Annotated in this window: 14 protein-coding genes and 6 pseudogenes; 9 read left to right on the top strand and 11 right to left on the bottom strand. The window is 58.0% G+C overall.

The genetic code is table 11. The features are described from left to right. Window positions 1-15 precede the first annotated feature (15 nt). Window positions 16-975: pseudogene (locus RBB80_RS26675) on the top strand (NAD(P)H-dependent glycerol-3-phosphate dehydrogenase); the annotation flags it as partial. A gap of 185 nt (window positions 976-1,160) precedes the next feature. Then, the gene (locus tag RBB80_RS26680; RefSeq protein ID WP_433965278.1) at window positions 1,161-2,084 is read left to right on the top strand and encodes a ketopantoate reductase family protein; all 924 of its coding nucleotides are present in this window, start codon (window positions 1,161-1,163) and stop codon (window positions 2,082-2,084) included. A 34-nt stretch (window positions 2,085-2,118) separates the two neighbouring features. Here the strand turns inward: RBB80_RS26680 and RBB80_RS26685 are convergent, their stop codons facing one another. Both RBB80_RS26685 and RBB80_RS26690 read right to left on the bottom strand, forming a co-directional pair. Next, entirely contained in the window at window positions 2,119-2,655 is a 537-nt protein-coding gene (locus tag RBB80_RS26685) for a Uma2 family endonuclease (protein WP_433965279.1), read from the bottom strand. 71 nt (window positions 2,656-2,726) lie between these two features. Further along, window positions 2,727-3,149, bottom strand: a complete 423-nt coding sequence (locus RBB80_RS26690; RefSeq protein WP_433965280.1) for a pyridoxamine 5'-phosphate oxidase family protein — start codon at window positions 3,147-3,149, stop codon at window positions 2,727-2,729. 245 nt (window positions 3,150-3,394) lie between these two features. On the opposite strand from RBB80_RS26690, the pseudogene ftsY reads away from it, so the two are divergent. After that, a pseudogene (ftsY, locus tag RBB80_RS26695) lies at window positions 3,395-4,287 on the top strand (signal recognition particle-docking protein FtsY). Window positions 4,288-4,407: 120 nt separating this feature from the next. Here the strand turns inward: ftsY and RBB80_RS26700 are convergent. Continuing rightward, on the bottom strand, window positions 4,408-7,134 hold the full coding sequence (locus RBB80_RS26700; RefSeq protein WP_433965281.1) for a beta-glucosidase family protein: 2,727 nt from the start codon (window positions 7,132-7,134) through the stop codon (window positions 4,408-4,410). A gap of 203 nt (window positions 7,135-7,337) precedes the next feature. After that, window positions 7,338-7,703, bottom strand: a complete 366-nt coding sequence (locus tag RBB80_RS26705) for a hypothetical protein (protein WP_433965282.1) — start codon at window positions 7,701-7,703, stop codon at window positions 7,338-7,340. A 539-nt stretch (window positions 7,704-8,242) separates the two neighbouring features. Here RBB80_RS26705 and ribD point away from each other — a divergent pair. Beyond that, window positions 8,243-9,544: a bifunctional diaminohydroxyphosphoribosylaminopyrimidine deaminase/5-amino-6-(5-phosphoribosylamino)uracil reductase RibD gene (ribD, locus tag RBB80_RS26710; protein WP_433965283.1), complete on the top strand. Its 1,302-nt coding sequence runs from the start codon at window positions 8,243-8,245 to the stop codon at window positions 9,542-9,544. A 4-nt stretch (window positions 9,545-9,548) separates the two neighbouring features. Further along, a complete protein-coding gene (locus tag RBB80_RS26715) occupies window positions 9,549-10,208 on the top strand; it encodes a riboflavin synthase (protein ID WP_433965284.1) in 660 nt (219 codons plus the stop codon). 106 nt (window positions 10,209-10,314) lie between these two features. Here RBB80_RS26715 and rho read toward each other — a convergent pair whose 3' ends face one another. The 4 genes and pseudogenes from rho to RBB80_RS26735 form a co-directional block, all read right to left on the bottom strand. Continuing rightward, window positions 10,315-11,565 carry a transcription termination factor Rho gene (gene rho, locus RBB80_RS26720; RefSeq protein WP_174336882.1) on the bottom strand — a complete coding sequence of 417 codons (1,251 nt, stop codon included), beginning with the start codon at window positions 11,563-11,565 and terminating at the stop codon, window positions 10,315-10,317. A 175-nt stretch (window positions 11,566-11,740) separates the two neighbouring features. Next, window positions 11,741-11,961 (bottom strand): annotated as a pseudogene (locus RBB80_RS26725) (DNA-directed RNA polymerase subunit omega). A 477-nt stretch (window positions 11,962-12,438) separates the two neighbouring features. Beyond that, window positions 12,439-14,029, bottom strand: a pseudogene (locus RBB80_RS26730) (YifB family Mg chelatase-like AAA ATPase). A gap of 220 nt (window positions 14,030-14,249) precedes the next feature. Then, complete coding sequence (locus tag RBB80_RS26735) at window positions 14,250-14,462, bottom strand: hypothetical protein (protein ID WP_433965285.1); 213 nt, start codon at window positions 14,460-14,462, stop codon at window positions 14,250-14,252. A gap of 689 nt (window positions 14,463-15,151) precedes the next feature. On the opposite strand from RBB80_RS26735, the pseudogene RBB80_RS26740 reads away from it, so the two are divergent. Both RBB80_RS26740 and RBB80_RS26745 read left to right on the top strand, forming a co-directional pair. Next, window positions 15,152-15,507: pseudogene (locus tag RBB80_RS26740) on the top strand (serine dehydratase beta chain); the annotation flags it as partial. A gap of 197 nt (window positions 15,508-15,704) precedes the next feature. After that, complete coding sequence (locus tag RBB80_RS26745) at window positions 15,705-16,577, top strand: L-serine ammonia-lyase (protein ID WP_433965286.1); 873 nt, start codon at window positions 15,705-15,707, stop codon at window positions 16,575-16,577. A gap of 404 nt (window positions 16,578-16,981) precedes the next feature. Here RBB80_RS26745 and RBB80_RS26750 read toward each other — a convergent pair. Together RBB80_RS26750 and RBB80_RS26755 are read right to left on the bottom strand one after the other, a co-directional pair. After that, window positions 16,982-18,162 (bottom strand): annotated as a pseudogene (locus RBB80_RS26750) (acetyl-CoA C-acetyltransferase). Between the two features lie 739 nt (window positions 18,163-18,901). Further along, on the bottom strand, window positions 18,902-19,729 hold the full coding sequence (locus tag RBB80_RS26755; RefSeq protein ID WP_433965287.1) for a hypothetical protein: 828 nt from the start codon (window positions 19,727-19,729) through the stop codon (window positions 18,902-18,904). 121 nt (window positions 19,730-19,850) lie between these two features. Between RBB80_RS26755 and RBB80_RS26760 the strand changes: the two genes are divergently transcribed. Both RBB80_RS26760 and RBB80_RS26765 read left to right on the top strand, forming a co-directional pair. Continuing rightward, window positions 19,851-20,933: an NAD(P)/FAD-dependent oxidoreductase gene (locus RBB80_RS26760; protein WP_433965288.1), complete on the top strand. Its 1,083-nt coding sequence runs from the start codon at window positions 19,851-19,853 to the stop codon at window positions 20,931-20,933. 117 nt (window positions 20,934-21,050) lie between these two features. Beyond that, the gene (locus tag RBB80_RS26765) at window positions 21,051-22,184 is read left to right on the top strand and encodes a citrate synthase (protein ID WP_433965289.1); all 1,134 of its coding nucleotides are present in this window, start codon (window positions 21,051-21,053) and stop codon (window positions 22,182-22,184) included. Between the two features lie 123 nt (window positions 22,185-22,307). On the opposite strand, the gene RBB80_RS26770 is transcribed toward RBB80_RS26765, so the two are convergent. Beyond that, a complete protein-coding gene (locus tag RBB80_RS26770) occupies window positions 22,308-23,618 on the bottom strand; it encodes a tetratricopeptide repeat protein (protein ID WP_433965290.1) in 1,311 nt (436 codons plus the stop codon). Window positions 23,619-23,722 lie beyond the last annotated feature (104 nt).

Here is a 23,722-nt window from a genome sequence, read left to right on the forward strand (position 1 = left end):
CCTGGGAGCAGGTGCCTGGGGGACCGCCCTCGCACTCTCCCTCGCCCGTCGCGGCGGACACCAGCTCTTCCTCTGGTCTCACTCCGCCGCTCTCGCCGAGCAGCTCAGTGAAGCCGGCGAAAACCTGCCCTACCTCCCCGGCTTCACCCTGCCCGTCGATATCCACGTCACCGCCGACCTCCCGCGCGCCATCTTCGAGGCCGACATCCTCCTCTGCGTCACGCCGTCGCAGCATCTACGCGGCGTCCTCACGCACATCGCCCCCTGCTCACTCGCGACCAGATCATCCTCAGCGCCAGCAAGGGCATCGAAGAGACCACCTACCTCCGCATGTCCCAGGTCGTCGCCTCCGTCACTCGCAATCCCTTCGCCGTGCTCAGCGGTCCCTCGTTCGCACAAGAGGTCGCAGCCGGCATGCCCACAGCGGTCGTCGTCGCCTCCGAGGTCCCGAACGTCGCCCAGACCATTCAACGCGACTTCACCTCGTCCAGCCTGCGCGTCTACACCAACGAGGACGTCCCCGGCGTTGAGCTCGGCGGCTCTCTCAAAAACGTCATCGCCCTCGCCGCCGGCGTCGCCAACGGCCTCAACCTCGGCCACAACTCCGCCGCCGCCCTCATCACACGCGGCATCGCCGAGATGACCCGCCTCGCCGTAGCCTGCGGTGGCCGCCGTCAAACTCTCGCGGGCCTCTCCGGCGCAGGCGACCTCATCCTCACCTGCACCGGCTCTCTCTCCCGCAATCGAGCCGTTGGTGTAGAACTCGGCCGTGGCCGCCAGCTTCCCGACATCATCGCCGGACTCAACGGCAAGGTAGCCGAAGGCGTTCGCAGCACCGCCGCAGCCCTCGGCCTCGCGGCCCGCTACGCCGTCGAGATGCCCATCACCGAGCAGGTCGATGCCATCCTCCACCACAACAAAAGCCCCAAAGAAGCCATTCGCGAACTAATGGCCCGCCCAGGCCGCGACGAATAACTGCAAGCTCATTCTCATTCCGACCAACGGGAGGACGGAAGATATCAACCCCGCCGACACAAGGTATACGAGTCACGAAGTGATCGCGCGCCGCGCAGGCGGCCCGTCCGGCAGGACATCTCACGGCTGAAACCTGGCAGCCAGAACCGGCCTCAAACTCGAGGCTCAGCTCACGGAGGAACAACATGAAGATGCTGGTTGTCGGTGCCGGTGCCGTAGGAGGATATTTCGGAGCGCGTCTCACGCAGGCAGGCCGCGACGTTACCTTTCTCGTCAGACCCGCTCGAGCGGAGCAGCTTCAACGCGATGGACTCCGCATCCTCAGCCCTCACGGCGACGCCACACTGAAACCGAAGGTCATCACAACCAACGAGATCAACTCTCCCTACGACGTCGTCTTTCTAAGCGTCAAGGCCCAGGCTCTCGATCAGGCAATCAAAGACATGACCCCCGCCGTAGGCCCCGACACAATGATCTACCCCGTACTCAACGGCATGCACCACATGGACTCGCTCGTCCAGAGCTTTGGCGACAAGGCCGTCCTCGGCGGCGTCTGCCTGGTCTCCACCGATCTCGACGAGCAGGACCGCATCGTTCAGATCACTCCCATGCAAAAGCTCATCTACGGCGAGCGCAGCGGAGAACTCACCCCACGCATCCGCACACTCGACGCAATCTTCCACTATGCGAGCTTCGACACGGAACTCTCCCTCAACATCACCCAGGCCATGTGGGACAAGTGGGTCATCATCGCCTCACTCGGACTTATCACCTGTCTGCTCGGCGGTCCCATCGGCGAGATCAACGGAGTGCCCGACGGCGAACAGACCGCGCTTCAGGCGCTGGACGAGTGTGCCGCAATCGCCAAAGCCTGCGGCTTCCCCACTCCGCAATCCGCGTTGGAAAACCTTCGCAAACAAGCCATCATGAAAGACTCGAAGTTCACCTCATCCATGTACCGCGACCTGCAAAAAGGCGCTCCCGTCGAGGTCGACACCATCCTCGGCGACCTGCTCGACCAAGGCCACGCCCACCACATTGATGCGCCTCTGCTCCAGGCCTGTTGCGTTCGACTACGCATTTACCAGAACTCACTCCAGTCAAATTGAAGCCGCCACAACCCAGTCAACCGGCGCCTTCAGACTAAGCCCCAGCCTTGCCCTCAAGCTCATCCAACTCCGCAAAGGCCTCGGTCACCGCGACCCGGATCGCCGTACCCGGCACCGTAAGCTCCTCCACCGCCTCGCGCAACCCCTGCGCATCGCTCACAAAAGCCTTTCTTCTCCGCGGGTCCACCAGCCAGACGATCTCAACCCCCATTCCAAGATAGTCCTCCACCCGCTCCTGCATCTCGCTCATCCGGTCCTCACGCGAAAGGATCTCGATGCACAAAAGGGGCGGCGTATGCACAATCGCCTCAAACGGCGCACTCCTCCGCGTCACGCAGATATCAGGAATCCGATAGTGCTTTGCTGAGGTCTGCACCCGCTGCTCGGGATACACCCGCACCTGCCACTCGATTGCGTGGTTTCCGATCACGCGCGTAAAGAAACCCTGTACGTTCGCGTGCTGCCCTTCCCCCATATTCCGCTCCTTCACCTCGCCATCGATCCAGTCGCGGTCGGGTCGATAGCTCGTCTCCAGATACTCCTGCAACGGAATCAGCGTCGAAGCTGCCATGGTCGATCACCTCGCTGCGTTTCATCATAATCCACAGCATTCACGCAAACATTATCAGCTCGCCTATGCTCTCACACCTCAAACACCATCTCTTCGATCAACGGAGGCCGCTGATCAAAGTCGCTGAACCGAATCCACCTCGGACGAACGACAAAGTAAACCAGCCCAGGCCAATCCTGACGACTCACCCCATCAGGCCACGCGGAGAAGTAGACGTTCTTGTACCGCTTCAGTTCCTCGCCCACCGGTAGAAACGCCTCGCCCTCAAATTGGACGGTCTTTTCTCCCTCCCATCCCACTACCAGGCAGGCCTTTGGATTGGAGGTGAGATTCTTGTACTTGCGAGTGGTATTCAGCGTATCGAAGACGATCTCAAGATCTTCCGTAACCGCAATCCCCACAAGAGCAGACTGCGGCGCACCCTCGGCTGAGATACTTCCCACTACCCCCAGCGTATGACCTGCGAGGAACCCGTAAAGCTCCGCCTTCGTCATAATCGTCCAAGGTACGTCATAATCATCAATGACTTGTCACCCTCAACGATAAGCTCACCAGCGCGAAAGTCAACGATCGAAAGAGCGCCAAACACCACCCATCGGCCATACCTCCAACATTGCTAAACTAAAAGAGCATGGCTTTTTCCCTCTTCGGCAAACGCGACAAATCCGACCAGCAACCCGATCAGCCCACCGCAGTAGCTCCAGAGCCGCAGGAGCCGAAGCGCGGCCTCTTCGACCGCATGAAGCATGCGGTCACCCGCACCCGCGAGTCCTTCTCCGAGTCCATCAGCTCCGTCATCGCTCTCACCCGCGAGGTCGACGAGACAACCCTCGTCAACCTCGAGCCGCTTCTCCTCGCAGCCGACCTCGGCGCACCCACCACCGCCCTCGTCATGGAGAACCTCCGCCAGCGCGCCCTCCGAGTCGGCATCCAGGGCGGCGACGACCTCAAGCGCCTCCTCAAGGCCGAGCTCAAGCAGGTTCTCGACAACGTAGCCCGCCCCATCACCCATCCCGGTACTCCGCCCGAGGTCATCATGATGGTCGGGGTCAACGGCACCGGCAAGACCACCACCACCGGCAAGCTCGCCGCACACTTCACCGCGCAGGGCCGCACCGTGCTCCTCTGCGCCGCCGACACCTTCCGTGCTGCCGCGATTGAGCAATTAGAAGTCTGGGCCCAGCGCTCCGACGTTCAGATCATCAAGACCAAGCAAGGCGGCGACCCTCAGCTGCGCTCTACGACGCCTGCGCCGCCGCCAAAGCCCGCAACACCCAAGTTCTCATTGTCGACACCGCGGGCCGCCTCCACACCAAGACCGACCTGATGAAGGAGCTCGACAAGATGCGCCGGACGGCACAGAAGTTGGTGCCCGGCGCCCCTCACCAAACACTCCTCGTCATGGACGCCACCACCGGTCAGAACGGCCTCACCCAGGCCCGCCTCTTCACCGAAGCCGCCCACGTCACCGGCATCGTCCTCACCAAGCTGGACGGCACAGCCAAAGGCGGCATCGTCCTCGCCATCGCCACCGAGCTCAAACTCCCAGTCATCTACGCCGGCATCGGCGAAAAGCTCGAAGACATCATCCCCTTCGACAGCGCCGCCTTCGTCGATTCCCTCCTCGACTAAGCTGTGCCTTCCGACCAACGGGAGGACCCAGGCACCTAACCCGCCAAGATCGGTATACAAGTCACGAAGTGACCGCCCCACGCGGAGTGGGCCCGTCCGGCAGGACAGCCCCCAGCAGCTTTACTTCTCCGCAGTCAACTTCAAATCACGCGAAGACGATCCCACCCGCACCCGCCGCGCTTCCGACCTTACCCACTTCTTCTCCGCCACCGACCAGTACTCCAGAGCCCGCGGAGCCACATGCATTACGACGTCCTTGCTCTCACCCGGAGCCAGCGTCACGCGATCGAACGCCGCCAGCGTCTTAGGCGCAAACTGAATCCCTTGCGGTTGCTGCTCCGGAGCATCCAGGTACACCTGCGGCACCTCATCGCCCGCCACGCTACCCGTATTCTTCACCCGCACCGAAACATCCAGCCCGTTATCCGATGCCTTCGCCACCTTCAAATCCGAGTACTCAAACGTCGTATACGAAAGTCCAAATCCAAACGGAAACAGCGGCTCAATCTTCTCCTTATCGAACCACCGGTATCCAACATCAACACCCTCCGAGTACGTCGTCTTCCCATCCACACCCTTGGCCGACCGCTCCAAATGCGCCGGGTCATTCGCTGCGTAGTCCGTCAGTTGCTTCGCCCAGGTAAACGGCAACCGCCCAGCCGGACTAACCTTCCCCAGCAGAACATCTGCCGTAGCCCATCCGCCTTCATCGCCCGTCCACCACATCTGCAGCACACCCTTCACCTTGCCCAGCCACGGCATAGCCACCGGCTGGCTCACATTCATCACCACAATCGTGTTCGGGTTCACAGCGGCAACCTCATCCACCAGCTTGTCCTGCTCCCCTGGCAACGCGAAGTCCGGCTTCCCGCGCGTCCACACAAACACCACCGCTGTATGCGCCTTCTTCGCCGCATCGATCGCCGCCCGATGATTGCTCTCCCGCAGCTCAGGCGTCATCCAGTTCAGCCGAATCTGCTCCGGCTTATTCGAAGTATCGCTACTCGCCATCACCGTAATCGAGTGCGGCCCCGCCGTCAGTTGCAACGCGCGCCGCACATTGTCCAGCCCATCGACCGTCGGGAATCCGTTGTCCTGCGTAGCGTACTGCACATCGCCATGCACCGTCCCCTTCGCCGCGCCCGTCTGGCCCACGCGCTTGCCGTCGATCATCAACCGCCCGCGCGCTCCCAGCACCTGCAGATAAAGCCAATACTCCCCCGCGCTCGGCACGGTCAGCGTTCCCTTCCACGTCACCGTGCCGCTCGCCGGCAAAGACTTGCCATTGCTGTGCGTAAAGTCCAGCTGTGCGTCCACCTTGTTCCTGCCCGAACCCTCCGTACGCAGCAACCCCGGCTTGCCATCATGCGACAGCAACGCTGCCGGAACCGGCACGCCAGTCATATCGTCGTCTACCGCGTACGTAACGTTGGCCGTAGGAGCACCCTTCTTCAGCGCCTCCAGCGGACCAATCTGCCGCTCCGTCAACCCCGGGCTCCGCTCGCCGAACGTCCCGATCGCCGCAATCTGACCCGCCCCCGGTCCAATCATCGCCAGCGACTGCAAGTCATCATTGCCCAGCGGAAGCGCATGCTCATTCTTCAACAACACCGCCGCATCTTCGGCCGTCTTGCGAATCACCGCCGCGTTGGCCTCCACATCCTGCGCCGTCACCGTATGCTTCTGCTTGCCATCCAGATACCCGAACCGATCAATCTCATACAGCACCCGCCGCGCAGCAGCAGTAATCGTCGCCTCGGTCACCGTACCGTTCTTCAGCGCCTCCCGCATCGACGTCTTATCGCTGTCGCGTGGGAATGCGTCCATGTCCATCGAACTCACCTGGGGCTCCTCTGGAATCGAACCCCCTAGAATCCCCGCCAGCGCATCCGGGTCGAGAGGTTTCACCGGCGTAGTGTCAGGCGGAGCCGTAACAAAATAGTTATTGATAAACGCCTTGAACGGACTATCCGCCTCCGCGGCACCGGGCATCTCCATGTCCAGCCCTTCGTTGATGAACAGGACACTATGCACTCCGCCCCAGTCCGAAGTGACAAAGCCCTTGAATCCCATCTCATCCTTCAGGATCGTCTTCAGCGTGTCGCTGTTCCCGCAAGCAAACGGTCCGTTGATGCGGTTATACGAGCACATCACAGACGACACGCCGGCCCCGATCGCATCCACAAACGGTGCCGCATACACCTCATGCAGCGTCTGCTGATCGATGAAGATGTTGTACGAGTTCGAGTCGTACCCCACATAATGCTTCACCTGCGACATCACCCCCTGCGCCTGCTCCCCGCGAATCTCCGCCGCACCCATTCGGCCGCTCAGCATCGGGTCTTCGCCAAACGTGTTGTACGCGCGCGCAAAGGTAATATCGCGGTCGATATTGACAAACGGCTGCAGCACCACATCGATGCCCAGCGACCGCGCCTCACGCCCAATCTCCGCGCCATTGGCCTCCGCATCCTTCGTGCTGAAGGTCGCGGCAACGCCCATCGTCGCCGTCTGCGCCTGCCCCACCACCCGCGTCAACAGGCCCGGCGGCCCATCGGCCATCCGCAGCGAAGGCACATGCAGACGAGGAACTCCAGGCAGATAGCCCGCCTGCCCCTGATAAACAGAAGGATCTTCGAGCCCACCCCGAATCAGGTTCATCTTCTCTTCCAGCGTCATCTGCTTCAGCAGCCGATCCACCCTGGCCTCATCTGCCTTCTCTGCCGGAACCACCTGCGCCCACGAGGCGACAGACACAACGCTCAATGCACCCAGACAAAAAGCGACTGCAAGATACTTGTTCTTCTTCAAAGTCATAGCCCGATATTCCTTCTCTTTCTGCCCCACCCGGTTCCTTCCTCGCCAGCGACAAGAGGACAACAAGAAAGCCCTCCACAGATGCCAATCGCAAGTTTGCCTGATGCCAGTCCGGCAAGTTACACCGTGCCCTCCGCATAACACGCTCAGCCTTCAACGCCAAAACAAACTGCTTTTTCAAGTCCGAGGATTGTAGCCGAAACGGCTCCGTTCTGGTCTACGCCAAACGAAAGCTAACTCCAATCACAGAAAAACACCCCGTCATTCTCAGCGAAGCCGCTCAAGCTTTTTTGTGAGGAACGCAGTCGAAGACTCCCCGCATTTCGCCTTTGCTGTCGCCGTTGCTCTGTCGTTGTCGTTGCCTTAGCTGTTGCTGTTGCCTTAGCTGTTGTCGTTGCCTTAGCTGTTGTCGTTGCCTTAGCTGTTGTCGTTGCCTTAGCTTTTGTCGTTGCTTTAGCTTTTGTCGTTGCCTTAGCTGTTGTCGTTGCCTTTGCTGTTGTCGTTGCCTTAGCTGTTGCTTTTGTTGTTGCTTTTGCCGTTGCCGTTGTCCGCTCTTCGCCGTCATCCTGAACGAAGTGAAGGATCCCGACACATTCCACTCACCCATACCATTCGGACCTTCCCACCCACACACTCCGTCGTTCCCGGTCCTCCCACCCACAAAAAATCGCTATCTCGACCAAAGCCGCTGACAGCCTCACCGTGAACAACGCAGCGTAGAGCTATCTTCGTTGCCTTAGCCTTAGCCGTTGTCGTAAAACCCCGGACCTCAAAATCCTGTCAAGCCCCATACACGCCAAAACCCGCGCCAGACAAGGAGGTTTGCGTGGCGTATCAGTTATGTCCAATCCGCTATACTTGTTATAAAGAGAAAAAGGGTTCCGGGTTTTCGGAGCCCTTTCCCGATTAAGCAATTAACCCCTTTGGAAAGAAATATTTAGCCGTAAGTCGTTTAGATAGAGATATTTGCAGACAGTCGTTTTTGCAAGTTATTGAAAATAAACCTACTTACACGCAGATACCCCCAGGGGGTCCCCCCACGAGCCGCCACCGAACAACGGAAAACCTGGAAACGGAACAATCCGCATACCGAATGGACCTATCCTCACCAACCCGCGCCGCTAACGATCAGACGTTCATGAAGCGAGCCCTCAAGCTCGCAGCCGAGACCACAGCTCTCGCCTCGCCAAACCCACAGGTAGGCTGTGTCCTCACCCAGACGCCACCCAGCGGAGGCGCCTCGAAGATCATCGGCGAAGGCGCCCATCTCTACGCCAACCGCGACCACGCCGAGATCGTAGCCCTCAAACAAGCGGCCCAGCGCGGCTTCTCCACTATAGGAGCCACCGCCTACGTCACCCTCGAACCCTGCAGCCACCACGGCCGCACCGGCCCCTGCGCCGACGCCCTCATCGCCGCCGGTGTCCGCCGCTGCGTCGTAGCCACCCAGGACCCCAACCCCCAGGTCAGCGGCCAGGGACTAGCCAAACTCCGCGCCGCAGGCATCGAGGTCACACTCGGAGTCCTGCAGGATCGAGCCCGCGACCTGAACGACGCCTTCGCCTACTTCATCCAGCACCACACTCCCTTCGTCACCCTCAAAGCCGCACTCTCGGTCGACGGCAAGCTCGCACCGCCGCCTGCCTCGCGCTTCCCCAACCAGCCCCACTGGCTCACCGGCCCCGCCGCCCGCTACGAGGTCCAACTCCTCCGCCACGCCTCCGACGCAGTCCTCACCGGCATCGGCACCGTCCTCGCCGACGACCCACAGCTAACCGACCGCAGCGGAATGCAAAATCCTGCCCGCAGCGGAATGCACAATCCAGACCGCAGCGGAATGCAAAATCCCACCCGCAGCGGAACGCAAAATCCAGCCGAAAGCGGACTCTTCGAGCCCAACCACCTGCCCCGCCGCCGGCCACTCCTCCGCGTCATTCTCGACTCGCAGCTAAGAATCCCCCTCTCCTCCCAACTCGTCCGATCAGCCGGCAACTCCCACGACTCAGGCGAGCCGGACCTGCTCATCCTCTGCAGCAAAACGGCCCCCGAAACCAAAATCACCGAACTCACCAACCTCGGCATACAGGTAGAAACCATCCCCGAGCACGCCGGACGCCTCAGCCTCCCCGCTGTCCTCTCCACCCTCGCCGAGCGCAACATCCTCAGCCTCCTGCTCGAGTGCGGCTTCCACCTCAACGGAGCCTTCCTCCAGCAAAACCTGGTCGACAAAGCCGTCCTCATCTACGCCGAGACCGAGCTAGGCGATAAGGCCATTCCCTTCGCTCAGGGCATCGGCTCCCCCTATCTCTTCCAGGAGTCTCTGCACCGTGTCACCCGCGCCGCCTACGATCCCGACGTCTGCGTGACCGGCTACCTCCACGACGCGTGGCCTGCACTCCAGCCCAATCCCATCGCACCACAGACGAAAGCGATAAGCTAAAACCATGTTCACTGGCCTGATCGAAACCACCGGCAAGCTTCTAGCCATCACTCCAACCGCAGGCGCAACCCGCATCACCATCGCCTCGCCCACGCTCACTGCGCGCCTCAACACAGGCGACAGCATCGCAGTCAACGGAGTCTGTCTCACCGCGCTCAGCATCGAGCCCAACGCCTTTCCCCCACGCTTCTCGGCCGACCTCGCCGCCGAGACCATCGCCCGCACCACCCTCACTCACCTGCGCCCCGACGCTATCCTCAACCTCGAGCTCCCCACACCCGCAGGTTCGCCGCTGGGAGGTCACGTCGTTCAGGGCCACGTCGACGGAACCGCGACCCTCATCTCCCTCGCCCCCATCACGCCCAACCAGCCCGATACAGACTGGCGCCTCCGCATTCAGCTCCCCGACGCTCTCACCCGCTACGTCGTCCCCCAGGGCTCCATCACCATCGAAGGCATCAGCCTCACCGTAGCCTCCATCGTCGACAGCGTGGTCGAAGTAGCCATCATCCCTCACACCTACGCCGCCACCAGCCTTCACACCCTCACCCCTGGCGCTCCCCTCAACATCGAGGTCGACGTCCTCAGCAAATACGCCGAACGCCAGCACACACCAGAAAAATTCACCCTCACCGAGGAGTACCTCATCGCCAACGGCTACTGACAGAGGCTGAATCCTCGACGTACGCACCACGAATCTGGGAGCGAATCAAGTGGAAACAAAAAAGCGCGGCCAAAAGGCCGCGCTTTTCATACTTCGTTTTCCTGAGTTAGATCGAGCTCATATTGTGCAGAAACTCCTGATTATTCCGAGTCTTTGCCAGCTTGTCGGTCAGCAGCTCCATAGCTTCAACCGGTGACAACGGATTGAGTACCTTGCGCAGAATCCAGGTCCGTTGCAGATCTTCCTTCGGAATCAGCAGCTCTTCCTTACGCGTTCCGGAACGCTGAATGTCGATCGCCGGAAACACGCGCTTATCGACCAGCTTGCGATCCAGAATGACCTCCATGTTGCCTGTTCCCTTGAACTCCTCGAAGATAACCTCATCCATGCGCGAGCCGGTATCAACGAGCGCAGTCGCAATGATCGTCAGCGAACCACCTTCCTCGATGTTGCGAGCCGCACCGAAGAAGCGCTTCGGCCTCTGCAGAGCATTCGAATCCACACCGCCTGAGAGCACCTTGCCCGAAGGCGGAACGATCGTGTTGTAGGCACGCGCCAAACGCGTGATCGAGTCCAGCAGGATCACCACATCGCGCTTGTGCTCCACCAACCGCTTGGCCTTCTCGATCACCATCTCGGCGACCTGAACGTGACGCGCCGCGGGCTCATCGAAGGTCGAGGAGATCACCTCCCCCTTCACCGAACGCTGCATATCGGTGACTTCTTCCGGGCGCTCATCGATCAGCAACACGATCAGCACAACCTCCGGATGATTCGCCGTAATGCTATTCGCAATGGACTGCAGCAACATCGTCTTACCAGTGCGCGGCGGAGCAACAATCAATCCTCGCTGCCCCTTGCCCACCGGCGTCAGCAGATCCATCACCCGGCCGGAGATATGCTCGCGAACCGTCTCCATCTTCACCCGCTCCTGCGCATACAAGGGTGTCAGGTTGTCAAAGAGAATTTTGTTCCGTGTCTCTTCCGGCGACTCGAAGTTGATCGCCTCGATCTTCACCAGCGCGAAATACTTCTCGCCTTCGTGCGGAGGACGGACGTTGCCGCTGATCGTGTCACCTGTCTTCAGGTCGAACTTGCGAATCTGTGAGGGAGAAACGTAGATGTCGTCGGGACCGGGCAGATAGTTATAGTCGGGAGAGCGAAGGAAGCCGTAACCATCGGGCAGAATTTCAAGTACACCTTCCGCAAAGATATGCCCCTCTTTTTCGCTCTGCGCCTGCAGAATCTTGAAGATAAGGTCTTGCTTGCGGAGACCGCTGGTTCCGGCAATGTCGAGACCGCGCGCCAGTTTACCCAGCTCCGCGATGTTGTGTTCTTTTAACTCGGAAATAGTCATGTTTTACCTGGAATTTGAATTTTAGGAGGGATTGTTTGGAACTGAGGCGGGATCTGCTTGACAGAGGGTCGTGCGGAAGGCCGGATGTGTTTGTGAAATTTGGAAAGCGGATGGATTGTAGAGCGGATTAGAGGTTAGATTGATCCAAAAGTTGGATAAGTGAAACAGCCGCGCGTTATGCCGCGCGGCGCTCTTGTAATTGTACCTTTTCTACGACTGCTTCGCCAGATTCATCCATTGGAATGGTGTCCTTGAAGCGATCCAGAACTTCGTTGGTGGTGTCCTGCAACCGAGTATTTGGCTTATGTAGCTTACGCGTCGCCTTCGACGCCAGTTGACAAAGCTCATAGCGGTTGTTCACGTGCGTGAGAGCTCCAAAATCAGATCCGAGCGCATAGTTTCTCCCTTTCAATTTCCGAAGCTGAAGCGTCTTGTCAGCGCTAACTCGCCCGAAATCATTCAAAATGTGGCAGCTGATCTAGAGATCGCTGCCGTGTTTAAGCCTCACACATTAGACGCAAAGAATCCATTTGGGGACTCCGCAATTCGTCAGAAATCTCGACAATCTTGATATCTGACATATTGTATCTGCTAGACAAATAACCTGCCCAGTTAGCTAAGTTAGCGTTCTTAGCCGGATCTGTCTTCCGTAGGATTCAGAGCTCGCCGCGCCCAAGTGTGAAACAGGAAGCTCGCCAGAAACCTGGCAAGCCAAAATGTCATCGTAGAAAAACCCGGTTCGTGTTTCGGAGATTCCGCCGACCCAGAGCGAACTGCGACTTCAAGGAAAGTAAACTGTTCGACGCTCAAGGTCAATACTTTTTTCGGGAACCCGCGAATAAATATATTCCAGAAACGGGATACATTCGTATTTCAAGACCAATAACTTCGGTCTAAAGTGCGGTATTGAATCGCCTCTGCGATGTGTTTAACCGCTATATCCCGTTCCCCTCCCAAATCCGCTATCGTCCTTGCTACCTTCAAGATACGGTCATGAGCCCGGGCACTTAGCCCTTGTTGCTGCATCGCCCGTTCGAGCAGTCGTTCGGCGTCGGACGACAGCTCGCAATAGGAACGTATCTGCTGTGTATTCATCTGCGAATTGGCAAATATCTGCCGAGAAGCTGCTTTCGCCGAACCCTTGGTCCGATCCCCTGCTTGCTCGAAACGCGTATGCTGCCGCTCCCTCGCCGCCAGAACGCGGGATCGAATCTGCTCTGACCCCTCCGCCGCTGCGCCACCTCTCAACTCCTTATATTGCACAGCGGGGACCTCTATATGAATATCAATCCGGTCAAGTAAGGGCCCGGAAACCTTCGAAACATACCGCTGGATCATCGGTGGGGTACACATACACTCTCGAGCCTTGTCGTTGAAATATCCACAAGGACAGGGATTCATTGCTGCTGCGAGCATGAACCGCGCGGGAAAACTCAGGCTCATGGCCGCGCGGGCGATCGTCACATGGCCATCCTCCAACGGCTGGCGCAACACCTCCAACACGTTTCGCGGAAACTCCGGCAGCTCATCCAGAAAGAGCAGCCCGTTGTGGGCCAGCGACACCTCACCCGGCCGCGGCATCATCCCGCCGCCAATCAACCCGGCGTCGGAAATCGTGTGGTGTGGCGACCGGAACGGCCGATGGGCCACCAGTCCTTGCTCAGAATCCAAAACACCTGCGACCGAGTGAATCTTCGTCGTTTCAAGCGCCTCTTCAAATCTGAGAGGAGCCAGAATGGACGGCAGTCGTTTAGCGAGCATGGTCTTGCCCGAGCCTGGCGGCCCAATCATCAAAATGTTGTGTCCACCCGCAGCCGCCACCTCGAGCGCACGCTTCGCCACCTGCTGGCCGCGCACATCTTTGAAGTCGAACGGAAAGTGCTGCATCTCGTTCAGAAGATCGGTCGTCTCCACTTTTAGCGGAGTAGCCTTGATACCCCCATCACCGCCGAGTTCAACAGCTCCCGCACCTCCAGCAGCGACTTCACCGGATAAACGTTGACACCTTCAACTACCGCCGCCTCCCGCGCATTGCTCGCCGGAATAATGAGGTTCGAATTCCCTTCGCACGTGCCGCCACCGCAATCGGCAGCATTCCTTGCACCGCCCGCAGACTGCCATCCAACCCCAACTCCCCCACCAGCAGATAATCGCTCAGATCCTTGATGTGCAGCGAGCCATAGGCTCCCAGAATTCCGATCGCAATAGGCAGGTCGAACCCCGAACCTTCTTTCTTTAGATCTGCGGGAGCCAGATTGATCGTGATCCGCGTGGGAGGAATCTCGAAGCCAGAGTTCTTGATCGCAGAACGCACACGATCACGACTCTCCCGCACAGCTGCATCCGGCAATCCCACCGTGTGGAACTGTTCCTGGTCTAACTTGATATTGGAAAAATCGACCTCTACGTCGATGATGTGGGCGTCAATCCCATACACTGCAGCACTGCGAGCCTTGAAAAGCATGGATAAGCCGATAAACCCTTGATGCGGAAGATTTTGCCGAGTATAGCACCCGACCCATCACCTCACCGGCTCAGGAAGCGAATCGCCTTCAAACGAAACAGTGGGGAACTAGCGAGTTGTAGCAGAATCTCGCGGCGTCAGGTGTTCGCGGCATGGTGCGGCAGATACACGTCGAGCATGGCGTGTTCCAAATATTTTTTGTTCCTGTTCTTGATATTTTTTACTGTTGCAGAGCGCCTAAGCTGGCGAAGAAAGTAGCATCATCCGCTGCGTTCAGTTCAATCCATCCCTCGTCGGTCATCGTCTTGCGCCAGCCCCTAAGCGGACGGGCATCAGGCCCCACCAGATGACGAAGCTCCCAGGTCCCGCTGTCCGCCACTTCCAGGATCTTTGCTGCAACCCTCAAGCGTTGTCGAGTCTTTGTCGCGCTCAATCGCCTTCACCGTCTGTCGCGTGATAAAGATGAGATCGCAGGTTCCTGTTGCGTCATCGAGCGGACGCCGCGGAGCTCTCGTATGGTGTTGCGAAGGCAAGAGCTCAAGTGGCCATCCGGTAGGCAACAAACTCACCGAGGATGCGCACTGAGCCCGCAACAACCGGCAGTGTGGAAGAGAATGCCCAAAATATTCCTTCAAATTCAGCCCAAAAATCGCATGTCAAGCCCAAAACCATCTAAATAACTGAATCACAAGGAGATCCACTTGGCATTTTAGTTAGTTCCGATTGGCTATACTTTTAAACAGAGGAGAGGAAAGAGAAGGTTCCAGACAGGATTGCGCGCTAACTCGTTTGTTTGGAATATTCTGCACGCAACTTCTTTGCTTGCAATATTTTACGAACAAGGACTACGCGTAAATCGTTGGAACAAAGATATTTACGTGCGGGTAATATGGGGGTACCCCTTGGGCAGAAAGAGCGGAAGGGGACGAAGATGGCAACAAAATCACGCATGGCCCTCCGCGGCCAGGCCCTCGAACTCCGGAAGCCGCAGCTAAAATCCACCAGGTTCGCACCTCCAGCCAAAGCCACACGCAGCCCCCTACAATAACCTTCGTGAACACCAGCCTCTTCGAACTCTTCAAAATCGGCATCGGCCCCTCAAGCTCCCACACTGTCGGCCCCATGCGCGCTGCCCTCCGCTTCACCCGCGAACTCACTGAAAAAAACTCCTCGAACAAACCGCAAGGGTCAACGTCGACCTCTACGGATCGCTCGCTCTCACCGGCATCGGCCACGGAACCGATCGCGCTGTCCTTCTCGGCCTCATCGGCGAAGCTCCAGACGCGGTAGACCCGGCCACCATCGAAGGAAAAATTGCCGCAATCCGCTCCACTGGTTCGCTCGCACTCAACGGTAAAAAGACAATCCCCTTCACCGAATCCGAGAACCTCAACTTCCGCCGCAACCAGATGTACCCCGACCCCGCCGTCCACTCGCATCCCAACGGAATGCGCTTCACCGCCGTCGACAGCGCGGGCGCAAAGTTGGTTGAAGAGGTCTTCTACTCCATCGGCGGCGGCTTCATCGTCTCCCACTCGGAGTTCATAGCCGAGCGCAACGCCGAAAGCACCACAAGCGCCAGGAAAGTCCCTTACCCCTTCCGTAGCTCCGCAGAGCTCCTCGCCACCGCCAGTTCCTATCGTGTAACTATCGCAGAACTCATCCTCGCCAACGAATGCGCGCTCTACTCTGCGGAGCTTCGGCACGAGACCTCCACACGCATACGACGCCCCGGCCTTACTACCCACGCCGACACGGATCCCCCACTTACGGATCTCCCGCTTCACGACCAGATCAGGAAGAGCATCCTCACGCTCTGGCAAACCATGCAGCAGTGCACCGAACGCGGTATCGCCACCGAAGGCATCCTCCCGGGGGACTCAACGTTCGCCGCCGCGCCCATCGCCTCGCAGAGCGCCTCAACACTATCGGCTCCAAAGATCCTCTCGCGCCCATCGACTGGGTTACCGTCTACGCCATGGCGGTCAACGAAGAGAACGCCGCCGGAGGTAGAGTGGTGACCGCTCCAACGAATGGAGCTGCCGGGGTGATTCCTGCCATCGGCAACTACTACATGCGCTTCACTGAAGGAACAGAAGCGGAAAAAGAAGAGGGCATCCTCCGCTACTTTCTTACCGCTGCTGCCATCGGTATTTTGTACAAAGAAAACGCCAGCATCTCTGGCGCCGAAGTAGGCTGTCAGGGAGAGGTCGGCGTAGCTTGCAGCATGGCCGCAGGCGGACTGGTCGCCGCACTCAATGGCACGAACGCCCAAATCGAACATGCAGCCGAAATCGCAATGGAGCACAACCTCGGCATGACCTGCGATCCCATCGGAGGCCTTGTCCAGATTCCTTGCATCGAGCGCAACGGCATGGGTGCCGTCAAGGCCATCAACGCCGCCCGCATGGCCATGCACGAAAGCGGCGACCACAAACTGTCTCTGGATCAGATCATCGCCACCATGTACCAGACCGGCCTCGACATGCAATCTCGATACAAAGAAACTTCACTTGCAGGTCTGGCCCTTAACATCATCGAGTGTTAGCGACGTCGCTCGGCTATCTTTGATCACGCTGCCTAGGCCAATGGAAAGCAACCACGGCCAGCAGCGATCCAGACTCGCCGCTCGAAAGACCGACGGAACCTCCGCGACAAGACCCGCGGCGAACAAAGCGGCAGACCGTTCTGCAAGCCACGTTGAACAGTTCAGCAGAGTCTCCAAATTGCGAAGCTACTGGGCCAATAACCTGAAGTCGCAACAGACCCATGAGGCTTGCACTTTGAAACCCCCATAAGTTCTCCTTCTTAGACAAGAATTTTTGAGTCAAACTAGGAATCAACGTAGAGGGAAGCAGGTTTTGACATACATTCAGAGAGCAATAGGTAGGCGCCTAAGGCGTCGGCCACGAACTCCAGTTATCCTCTGATGGAATTATTGGTAGTGATACTTTATCCTCGCCCCACCGCTAGCGCGACCGAGTTTCCTCCACCCAAACAAAGCGCAGCTACCCCTTCTTCGCGTCTCTTCGCATCATCTCGTAGATCAAGGTCACGAGCACTCGCGCCCCACTAGCTCCAATAGGATGCCCAATCGCCACCGCACCTCCATTCACATTCACCTTCCCGGCATCCAGACCTAACTCCCTCATCACCCCCAACGCTTGAACGCTGAACGCCTCATTCAACTCAAACAAATCGACGTCATCCCGCTCCCACCCGGCTTTCTTCAAAACCTTCTGCACCCCGGTTACCGGAGCCAGCATTACCCACTTTGGAGCGACTCCGCTCGTAGCCTGCGCCTCGATCGTCACCATCGGCTTCAAACCTAGCGCCTTCGCCCGCTCTGCCGACATCACTACTACCGCCGCAGCCGCATCATTCACTCCTGGAGCATTGCCCGCAGTCACAGTCCCATCCTTCCTGAACGCCGGCTTCAAGGCAGCAAGCGCCTCTGTCGAAGCATCCTCCCGTACACTCTCATCCCGCGACACCACGGTTACTGCGCCCTTCTTCCCCGGCACGCTCACGGGTACCACCTCCGCATCGAACCGCCCCTCCTTCCAGGCGGCACTCGCCTTACGGTGCGAAGCCAGCGCATAAGCGTCCTGCTCCTCTCGGGTAATCGAATGCTTCTCCGCAACGTTCTCCCCTGTGATGCCCATGTGATAGTCCTCACAAGCGCACCACAACCCATCCTTCACCATCGAATCCACCACGACTGAATCACCCATGCGGAATCCCTTCCGGCCGTACGGTAGCAGATAGGGCGCGTTGGACATGGATTCCATTCCCCCAGCCACCACAACTTCAGCATCGCCGGCCATCACCGCCTGCGCCGCCAAGGCCACGGCCTTCAACCCCGACCCGCAGACCATATTGATGGTCATCGCCGAAACTGTATCCGCTAGGCCGCCCTTCAGCGCCGCCTGCCGCGCCGGATTCTGTCCCAGCCCCGCAGGAAGCACGCATCCCAATAAACACTCGTCCACGCTCCCTGCATCAATCCCAGCCCGCTTCACCGCCTCGCGAACTGCGATGGCACCAAGCTCTACGGCCGTCATCTCCGCAAACGCCCCTTGAAACTTGCCCACAGGTGTCCGTACCGCAGCAACAATCACAACATCCTTCATCGATCGAAATACCTCGAGAAAAACTCTACTCCTTTGGTTGGGCTTCGCACCAATCGGCAATCCGTGTCCCGAGCGAAGAACAAACTTCCGTTCACAACACAAGACCGCCATGTGGCTGTCCACGAATTCCTATGCTTCTAACAAAGATCGAATCACTGACGTTCCGGGCAATACTGCAGTTCTCCCAAATCATCGCAAGTAGACACATATCTTCGAGCAGTGAGCTTCCTCATCATCGCGTTTTTTGCAGAAGGATGGCACAAATTTGGAACTCTTCTTTGCATGCAACAAGCGCTTCCCCTATCTCACTAAATCTCCTGAGCCTCGGCTCGCATGATAATTTTTGTATTTCTTTCCGTCACTCCGATCACACAAAGGTCGTACTCTTACCAGCGAGTCATCTCTCAGCATTCACGGTCCACACAACTCCAAAGCAAATGTCCAACGCAGAGCGTGGCAGCCGTTTCGAACGCCCCCATGCAAAAAGAATTTGCCTTACCTTCATTTTTTCCTTGACAGTGAAATTTCGTAAATCTATACCTTCGTTAGCTGCATTGCAGCTAGTTGTAGAGTCAATGTCTAATCACTAGGGAGAATAGGCACATGGCAACCAAGAAAGCCGCAAAAAAAGCACCAGCGAAGAAGGCAGCAAAAAAGGCAACCAAAAAGTAATCCAACCAAGGCAAACAGAAAGGGGACGCGGTAAGCGTCCCCTTTCTGCATTTGAAGTAGCCTCTGGTTATGGTGTCGAAACCGCTTTCGCCGAGTTCTTCGGCGTCGATAGATACCCTGAAACTTTATTCTTCTCGATTACATTCACCACCAACTCATACAACACCGGATCCTTGCCGTTATAAAACTGCACCGGCTCATCCAGTCCCTTATCCTTCTTCTCGATCGTCCGGTCGTCCGAGCTCACGTTCAATGTGTAGCGCGAATGTTTCTCGTCCGCCTTCTTCAATTGCAGCTTGACCGTCGACAACAGGGTAGGTTTCGCGCCCTTCTGCAGCGTGAACTCCAAGTAGTTCCGGTCACCCTTGTGCTTCAAGACTTCCAACTCATCATGATTCGTCGCGATCAGCCCGCTCATCACACCTGCGTCCCCGACCACGCGATTCAACTGCGTCTTGGTCGCCTCCAGGTCAGACTTGGTAGTTGCGACGTCGGTCTTCACACCGCCTACATCCGTCCTGACACTGGCAACATCGGTCGACACTGCGCCAATCTGCTTGGAGTTTTTTGCCTCCTCCTCCTCCAGCTTCGCCGTCGCAACCTTCTGCTGCGCGATGATACTCTGCGTCCGCAACTCGATCTGCTTCTGCGCAACGCCAACGCTTTGCCCGAGCGTCTCGCTCGTCGCTCGCAGCCGCGCATTGGTAGCCTCCAGCTTCTCCGTCAGTTCGGCATTCTTCTGATCAGATGAAACGATCTTCTGTTCCGCGGCGGCAAGATGATTCTGCAGGCCGTAACACCACACCAGACCACCCAAGGCAGCAAGCAAGGCGACCGCCACCACTCCAAGCAGTGCTCCCGAAATCGACCTCTGTTCCACGTACTCTTCGCTCATCACTCTCTCCTAAGCTTCTCTTCCTTTGAAGCATTGTGAACCCCGCTTTCACAGAGTACTGTCCGCGCAAAACAGACACATCCAAACTATAACCTCTCCCTAAGCCAACTAAACTAATTCTATGAATCACCCCGACCTGTGCATCGCTGGAGCCGGCATCATCGGCCTCTCTATCGCCCTTGAGCTCTACGGCCGCGGTTACCGCGTCGCAGTGTTTGACCGCGGCGCTCCGCTCGCCGAGTCCTCCACTGCTGCTGCCGGTATGCTGGCCGCCCATGATCCTGACAACCCTCCCCAACTCCTGACTTTGGCCAATCTCAGCCTATCGCTCTACACCGAGTTTCTCGATCGTGTTCGCGCCCTCTCTGGCATCAACATCCCCTTCCAGACCCACACTACTTTACAGTCCATTTCTCCCCATACCATCCCTGCAAACACTGAACTGACTCACGAAGATTTAACTCGTCTGCTTCCCGCTCTGACGCCGGGGAACCATCGATTCATCCTTCTCGACGAACACAGCCTCGACCCCCGGCAACTAGCCTCAGCCCTTCTCACCGCGATCGGTGCCACCACGATCGATCTCCGGCTGCATACTCCTGTCCTCTCCGCTCGTTCCATCGGCGACGAAGTTGAGATCACAATTCCCAATGGCATCATTCATACCGCACAATTCATCAACTGCGCCGGAGCCTGGGCGGCCTCCGCCTCGCGCCTGCCAAACATCCCGGTGATGCCAAAGAAGGGCCAGATGTTTTCGGTGCCCCTTCCCTCCTCGCTTCCTCTGCACTTTGTCGTCCGTACCCCCGACATCTACATCGTGCCCCGCACAATCGGCCCCTCTGCCGGTCGTGCCATCGTCGGCGCGACGGTCGAAGATGTCGGCTTCGACAAGACTGTTCACTCAGTTGATATAGACCGTCTTCGTTTCCTGGCCTCCTCTCTCCTTCCGGCAATCGGTCACGCTCCCCAACTAGAAGCCTGGTCCGGACTGCGTCCCGCCACTCCCGATGGTCTCCCCCTCCTCGGACTGATCCCAGGCCAACCGAATCACTTCATTGCCTCCGGCCACTATCGAAACGGTATCCTCCTCGCGCCAGCCGCCGCACAGGTCATTGCACAACTAATCGCCGGCGAAACACCTTCCATAGACCTCTCGCCCTACTCACCAGCGCGATCCCTCTCACTGATCCCATCACCCTAGTTCGCACGGCATCGCCGATATTCGCCCATCCTGTCGTGACAACCGTTTCTCCGCTGCGCTATAACCAGATGTAGTTAGTTTGAGCCCGCATCAAATTCGCTCATGGAGAAGCGCCCTATGTCTATCGCTGTCGCACCAAAAGGCCTGGAAGGCATCGTAGCCACCACGTCTGCCATCTGCTGGATCGACGGCGACGCCGGCGTTCTCTCCTATCGCGGCATTGATATTCACGAACTCGCCCAGCTCTCCAGCTTCGAGGAGACCACCTACCTCCTATGGTTCGGCAAGCTTCCCTCCGCGACCGAGCTCACAGAGTTTACTCGGCATCTTTCCATCGCGCGGGAACTCAATCCGAAGATCGTCGACTTCCTTCGCAGCGTCCCAGCCAACGCCACACCAATGCAGGTCCTCCGCACCGCCGTCTCGCTCCTCAGCATCTACGATGCAGACGAGGCCGACTGCACTCATGATGCCAACGTCCGCAAAGCCTTTCGCCTCACAGCACAAATTCCGATGATCGTCGCTCTCTTCGACCAGATCCGCAAGGGCAAAACCCTCGTTGAAGCAGACAAGACTCTCTCCCACGCGGCCAACTTCCTTTGGATGCTCAACGGCGAAAAGCCTTCCGACACTGCCACCCGGGCCTTCGATATAGCGCTCATACTTCACGCCGACCACGAGCTCAACGCAAGCACCTTCGCCGCGCGCGTGATCGCGGCCACTCTGGCGGACATCCACTCCGCCATCACCGGTGCGATCGGCGCCCTCAAGGGTCCCCTCCACGGAGGAGCGAACGAGGCTACTATGAGGCTCCTCTACGCCATTGACAAGGCTGGGGCCGATCCCGTCGAGTACGTAAAGCAGATGTTCGCCGAAAAGAAGAAGATTTCGGGCTTCGGCCATCGCGTTTACCACACCGAAGATCCCCGAGCGACTCATCTGCGACGGATGTCCGAAGAACTGGGCAAAGCCGCAGGCAACACCAAGTGGTTCGACTTATCCCGCAAGATTGAACTCTTCGTAAAGCAGGAAAAGAAACTCAACGCAAACGTCGACTTTTACTCAGCTTCTACTTACACCACGCTCGGTATCGACATAGATCTCTTCACTCCCATATTTGCCATCAGCCGCATCTCCGGCTGGGCCGCCCACGTTATAGAGCAGCACGACGACAACCGCCTCATACGTCCGCGCGCCGACTACACCGGGCCAACTTACCCAGCGACTTATATTCCCATCGAAAAGCGCTAGCCTACCCCTTCCTTTAACCTGAAGCATTTGGCGGCACCTCGTGCGTTCGAAGATACCGGGGGACTCTATCTCAAATGAAAAAGGCAGCCCGCAAGGGGCTGCCTTTTTAGTAGCTACCGCAGTTTAGTGATGAGCTGGATGATGCACAGGCGCTTTGGTCGGCGTCTTCTTCGGCTCGACTATCGCTCCATCGCTCATTGTGATCAAAATCGGGCTAGGGGTGAACGAGGCGTAAGTGCCGCTAACAGTGACTTTCGCTCCCACCGCAGGGGGCGTCTTCAACGGAGCCGCCAGCTGGAAGGTGAAGTCCGCCGTTTTGGATTGCACAGCATCATCAGAGACTGCAACTTGCAGCGCAGTATCGGAAACAGCGATCACAGTCGAATCCGGGAATTGGACTGACTTGCTCTTCATGGTGTCCCAGACTTTTGCAGCATCCTCAGGCTTGCCATTGGCAAGGATGAACTCTTTGTCGCTGATCGCCAGCGTGGAAAGGTCTGGCGTACTTGAGATAACCCCGGCGACAATATCAGCCGGTGACGGGGCCGGCTTGATCTTAAAGTCGGCAGGTGGATTCAAATTCGTCTGCACGGCAGCCGTGACTGCATCGTAGCCATCATCGGCACCGTGATACTTCTTGTAGCAGAACTTCGCGAGCGGCAACATCTGGCTCTTGTAGGGCTCGGGCGCAAAGGCCGCGGCACGCGACGCGTACCAGGTGCAGTTCACATAGTCGGGCGGAGTTGACTGATAATAGGCCTGCCCCAGAATAAAGGTGTCCTGTAAAAGTACCCCGGGGGTCTGGGTCTGCGCGACTGGAACGCCACCCAATTCAGCCTTGTAGTTGGTAATCGCGGTAGCGGTATCTTTCTTATTCAAAGCAGCCGCCGCAATCGCGCCGTAGAACACCGGATTCGCTGCATCTTTGACCTTGGCGAAGTCTGCATCGCTCATATCTGCCGGTTTGGTGGTAACCGCCAGGCCCTTCTGCGCGAAGGACGCAGCTGAATCCAGCGCAGTCTGCTTTGCCGTAGGATCGGTCGCCTGATCCCCCTGCTGTTTCCGAAAGTAAACCTCGAAGGTAAGGGCTCGCAGGTTGTTGGGGTCCACCTGCAATAGCCGATCCGCTGCATCCAGGGTTTTAGCTGGATCAAACGCAGCGTACGCCAGCATCAGCTGCTCCAGCACGGATGCCTTCACCGGGGACTGTGGATAGGCCGTCAGATAAGCTTCAATCGCGGATGCTTTGGTCTGGGGCGTGGTCTGGGTTATCGCATCATTGTAGGCTTTGTATTCAGGGGGCGACAACTGTACTCCGCCGCTCGCGGCCTGCGCGTTGGAACCGAGATTGACCTGGGTTTGTGCCACAAGGGGTCCCGCAGCACTTGTCATGCTAGCGATCGCCAGGAGAGACGCAACGACTACCTTCTTCATTCCACACTCCTCAGTAAAACTTTCTTTCAAATGTGTCACCGATGCTTCCGGGGTCACTTGGATATAAGACGAAGCCGAAACCGATCATAGTGCCTCAGTCGTTG

Origin of the sequence: Tunturiibacter gelidiferens (assembly GCF_051013345.1) — a bacterium.
Classification (GTDB): Bacteria; Acidobacteriota; Terriglobia; order Terriglobales; family Acidobacteriaceae; genus Edaphobacter; species Edaphobacter gelidiferens_A.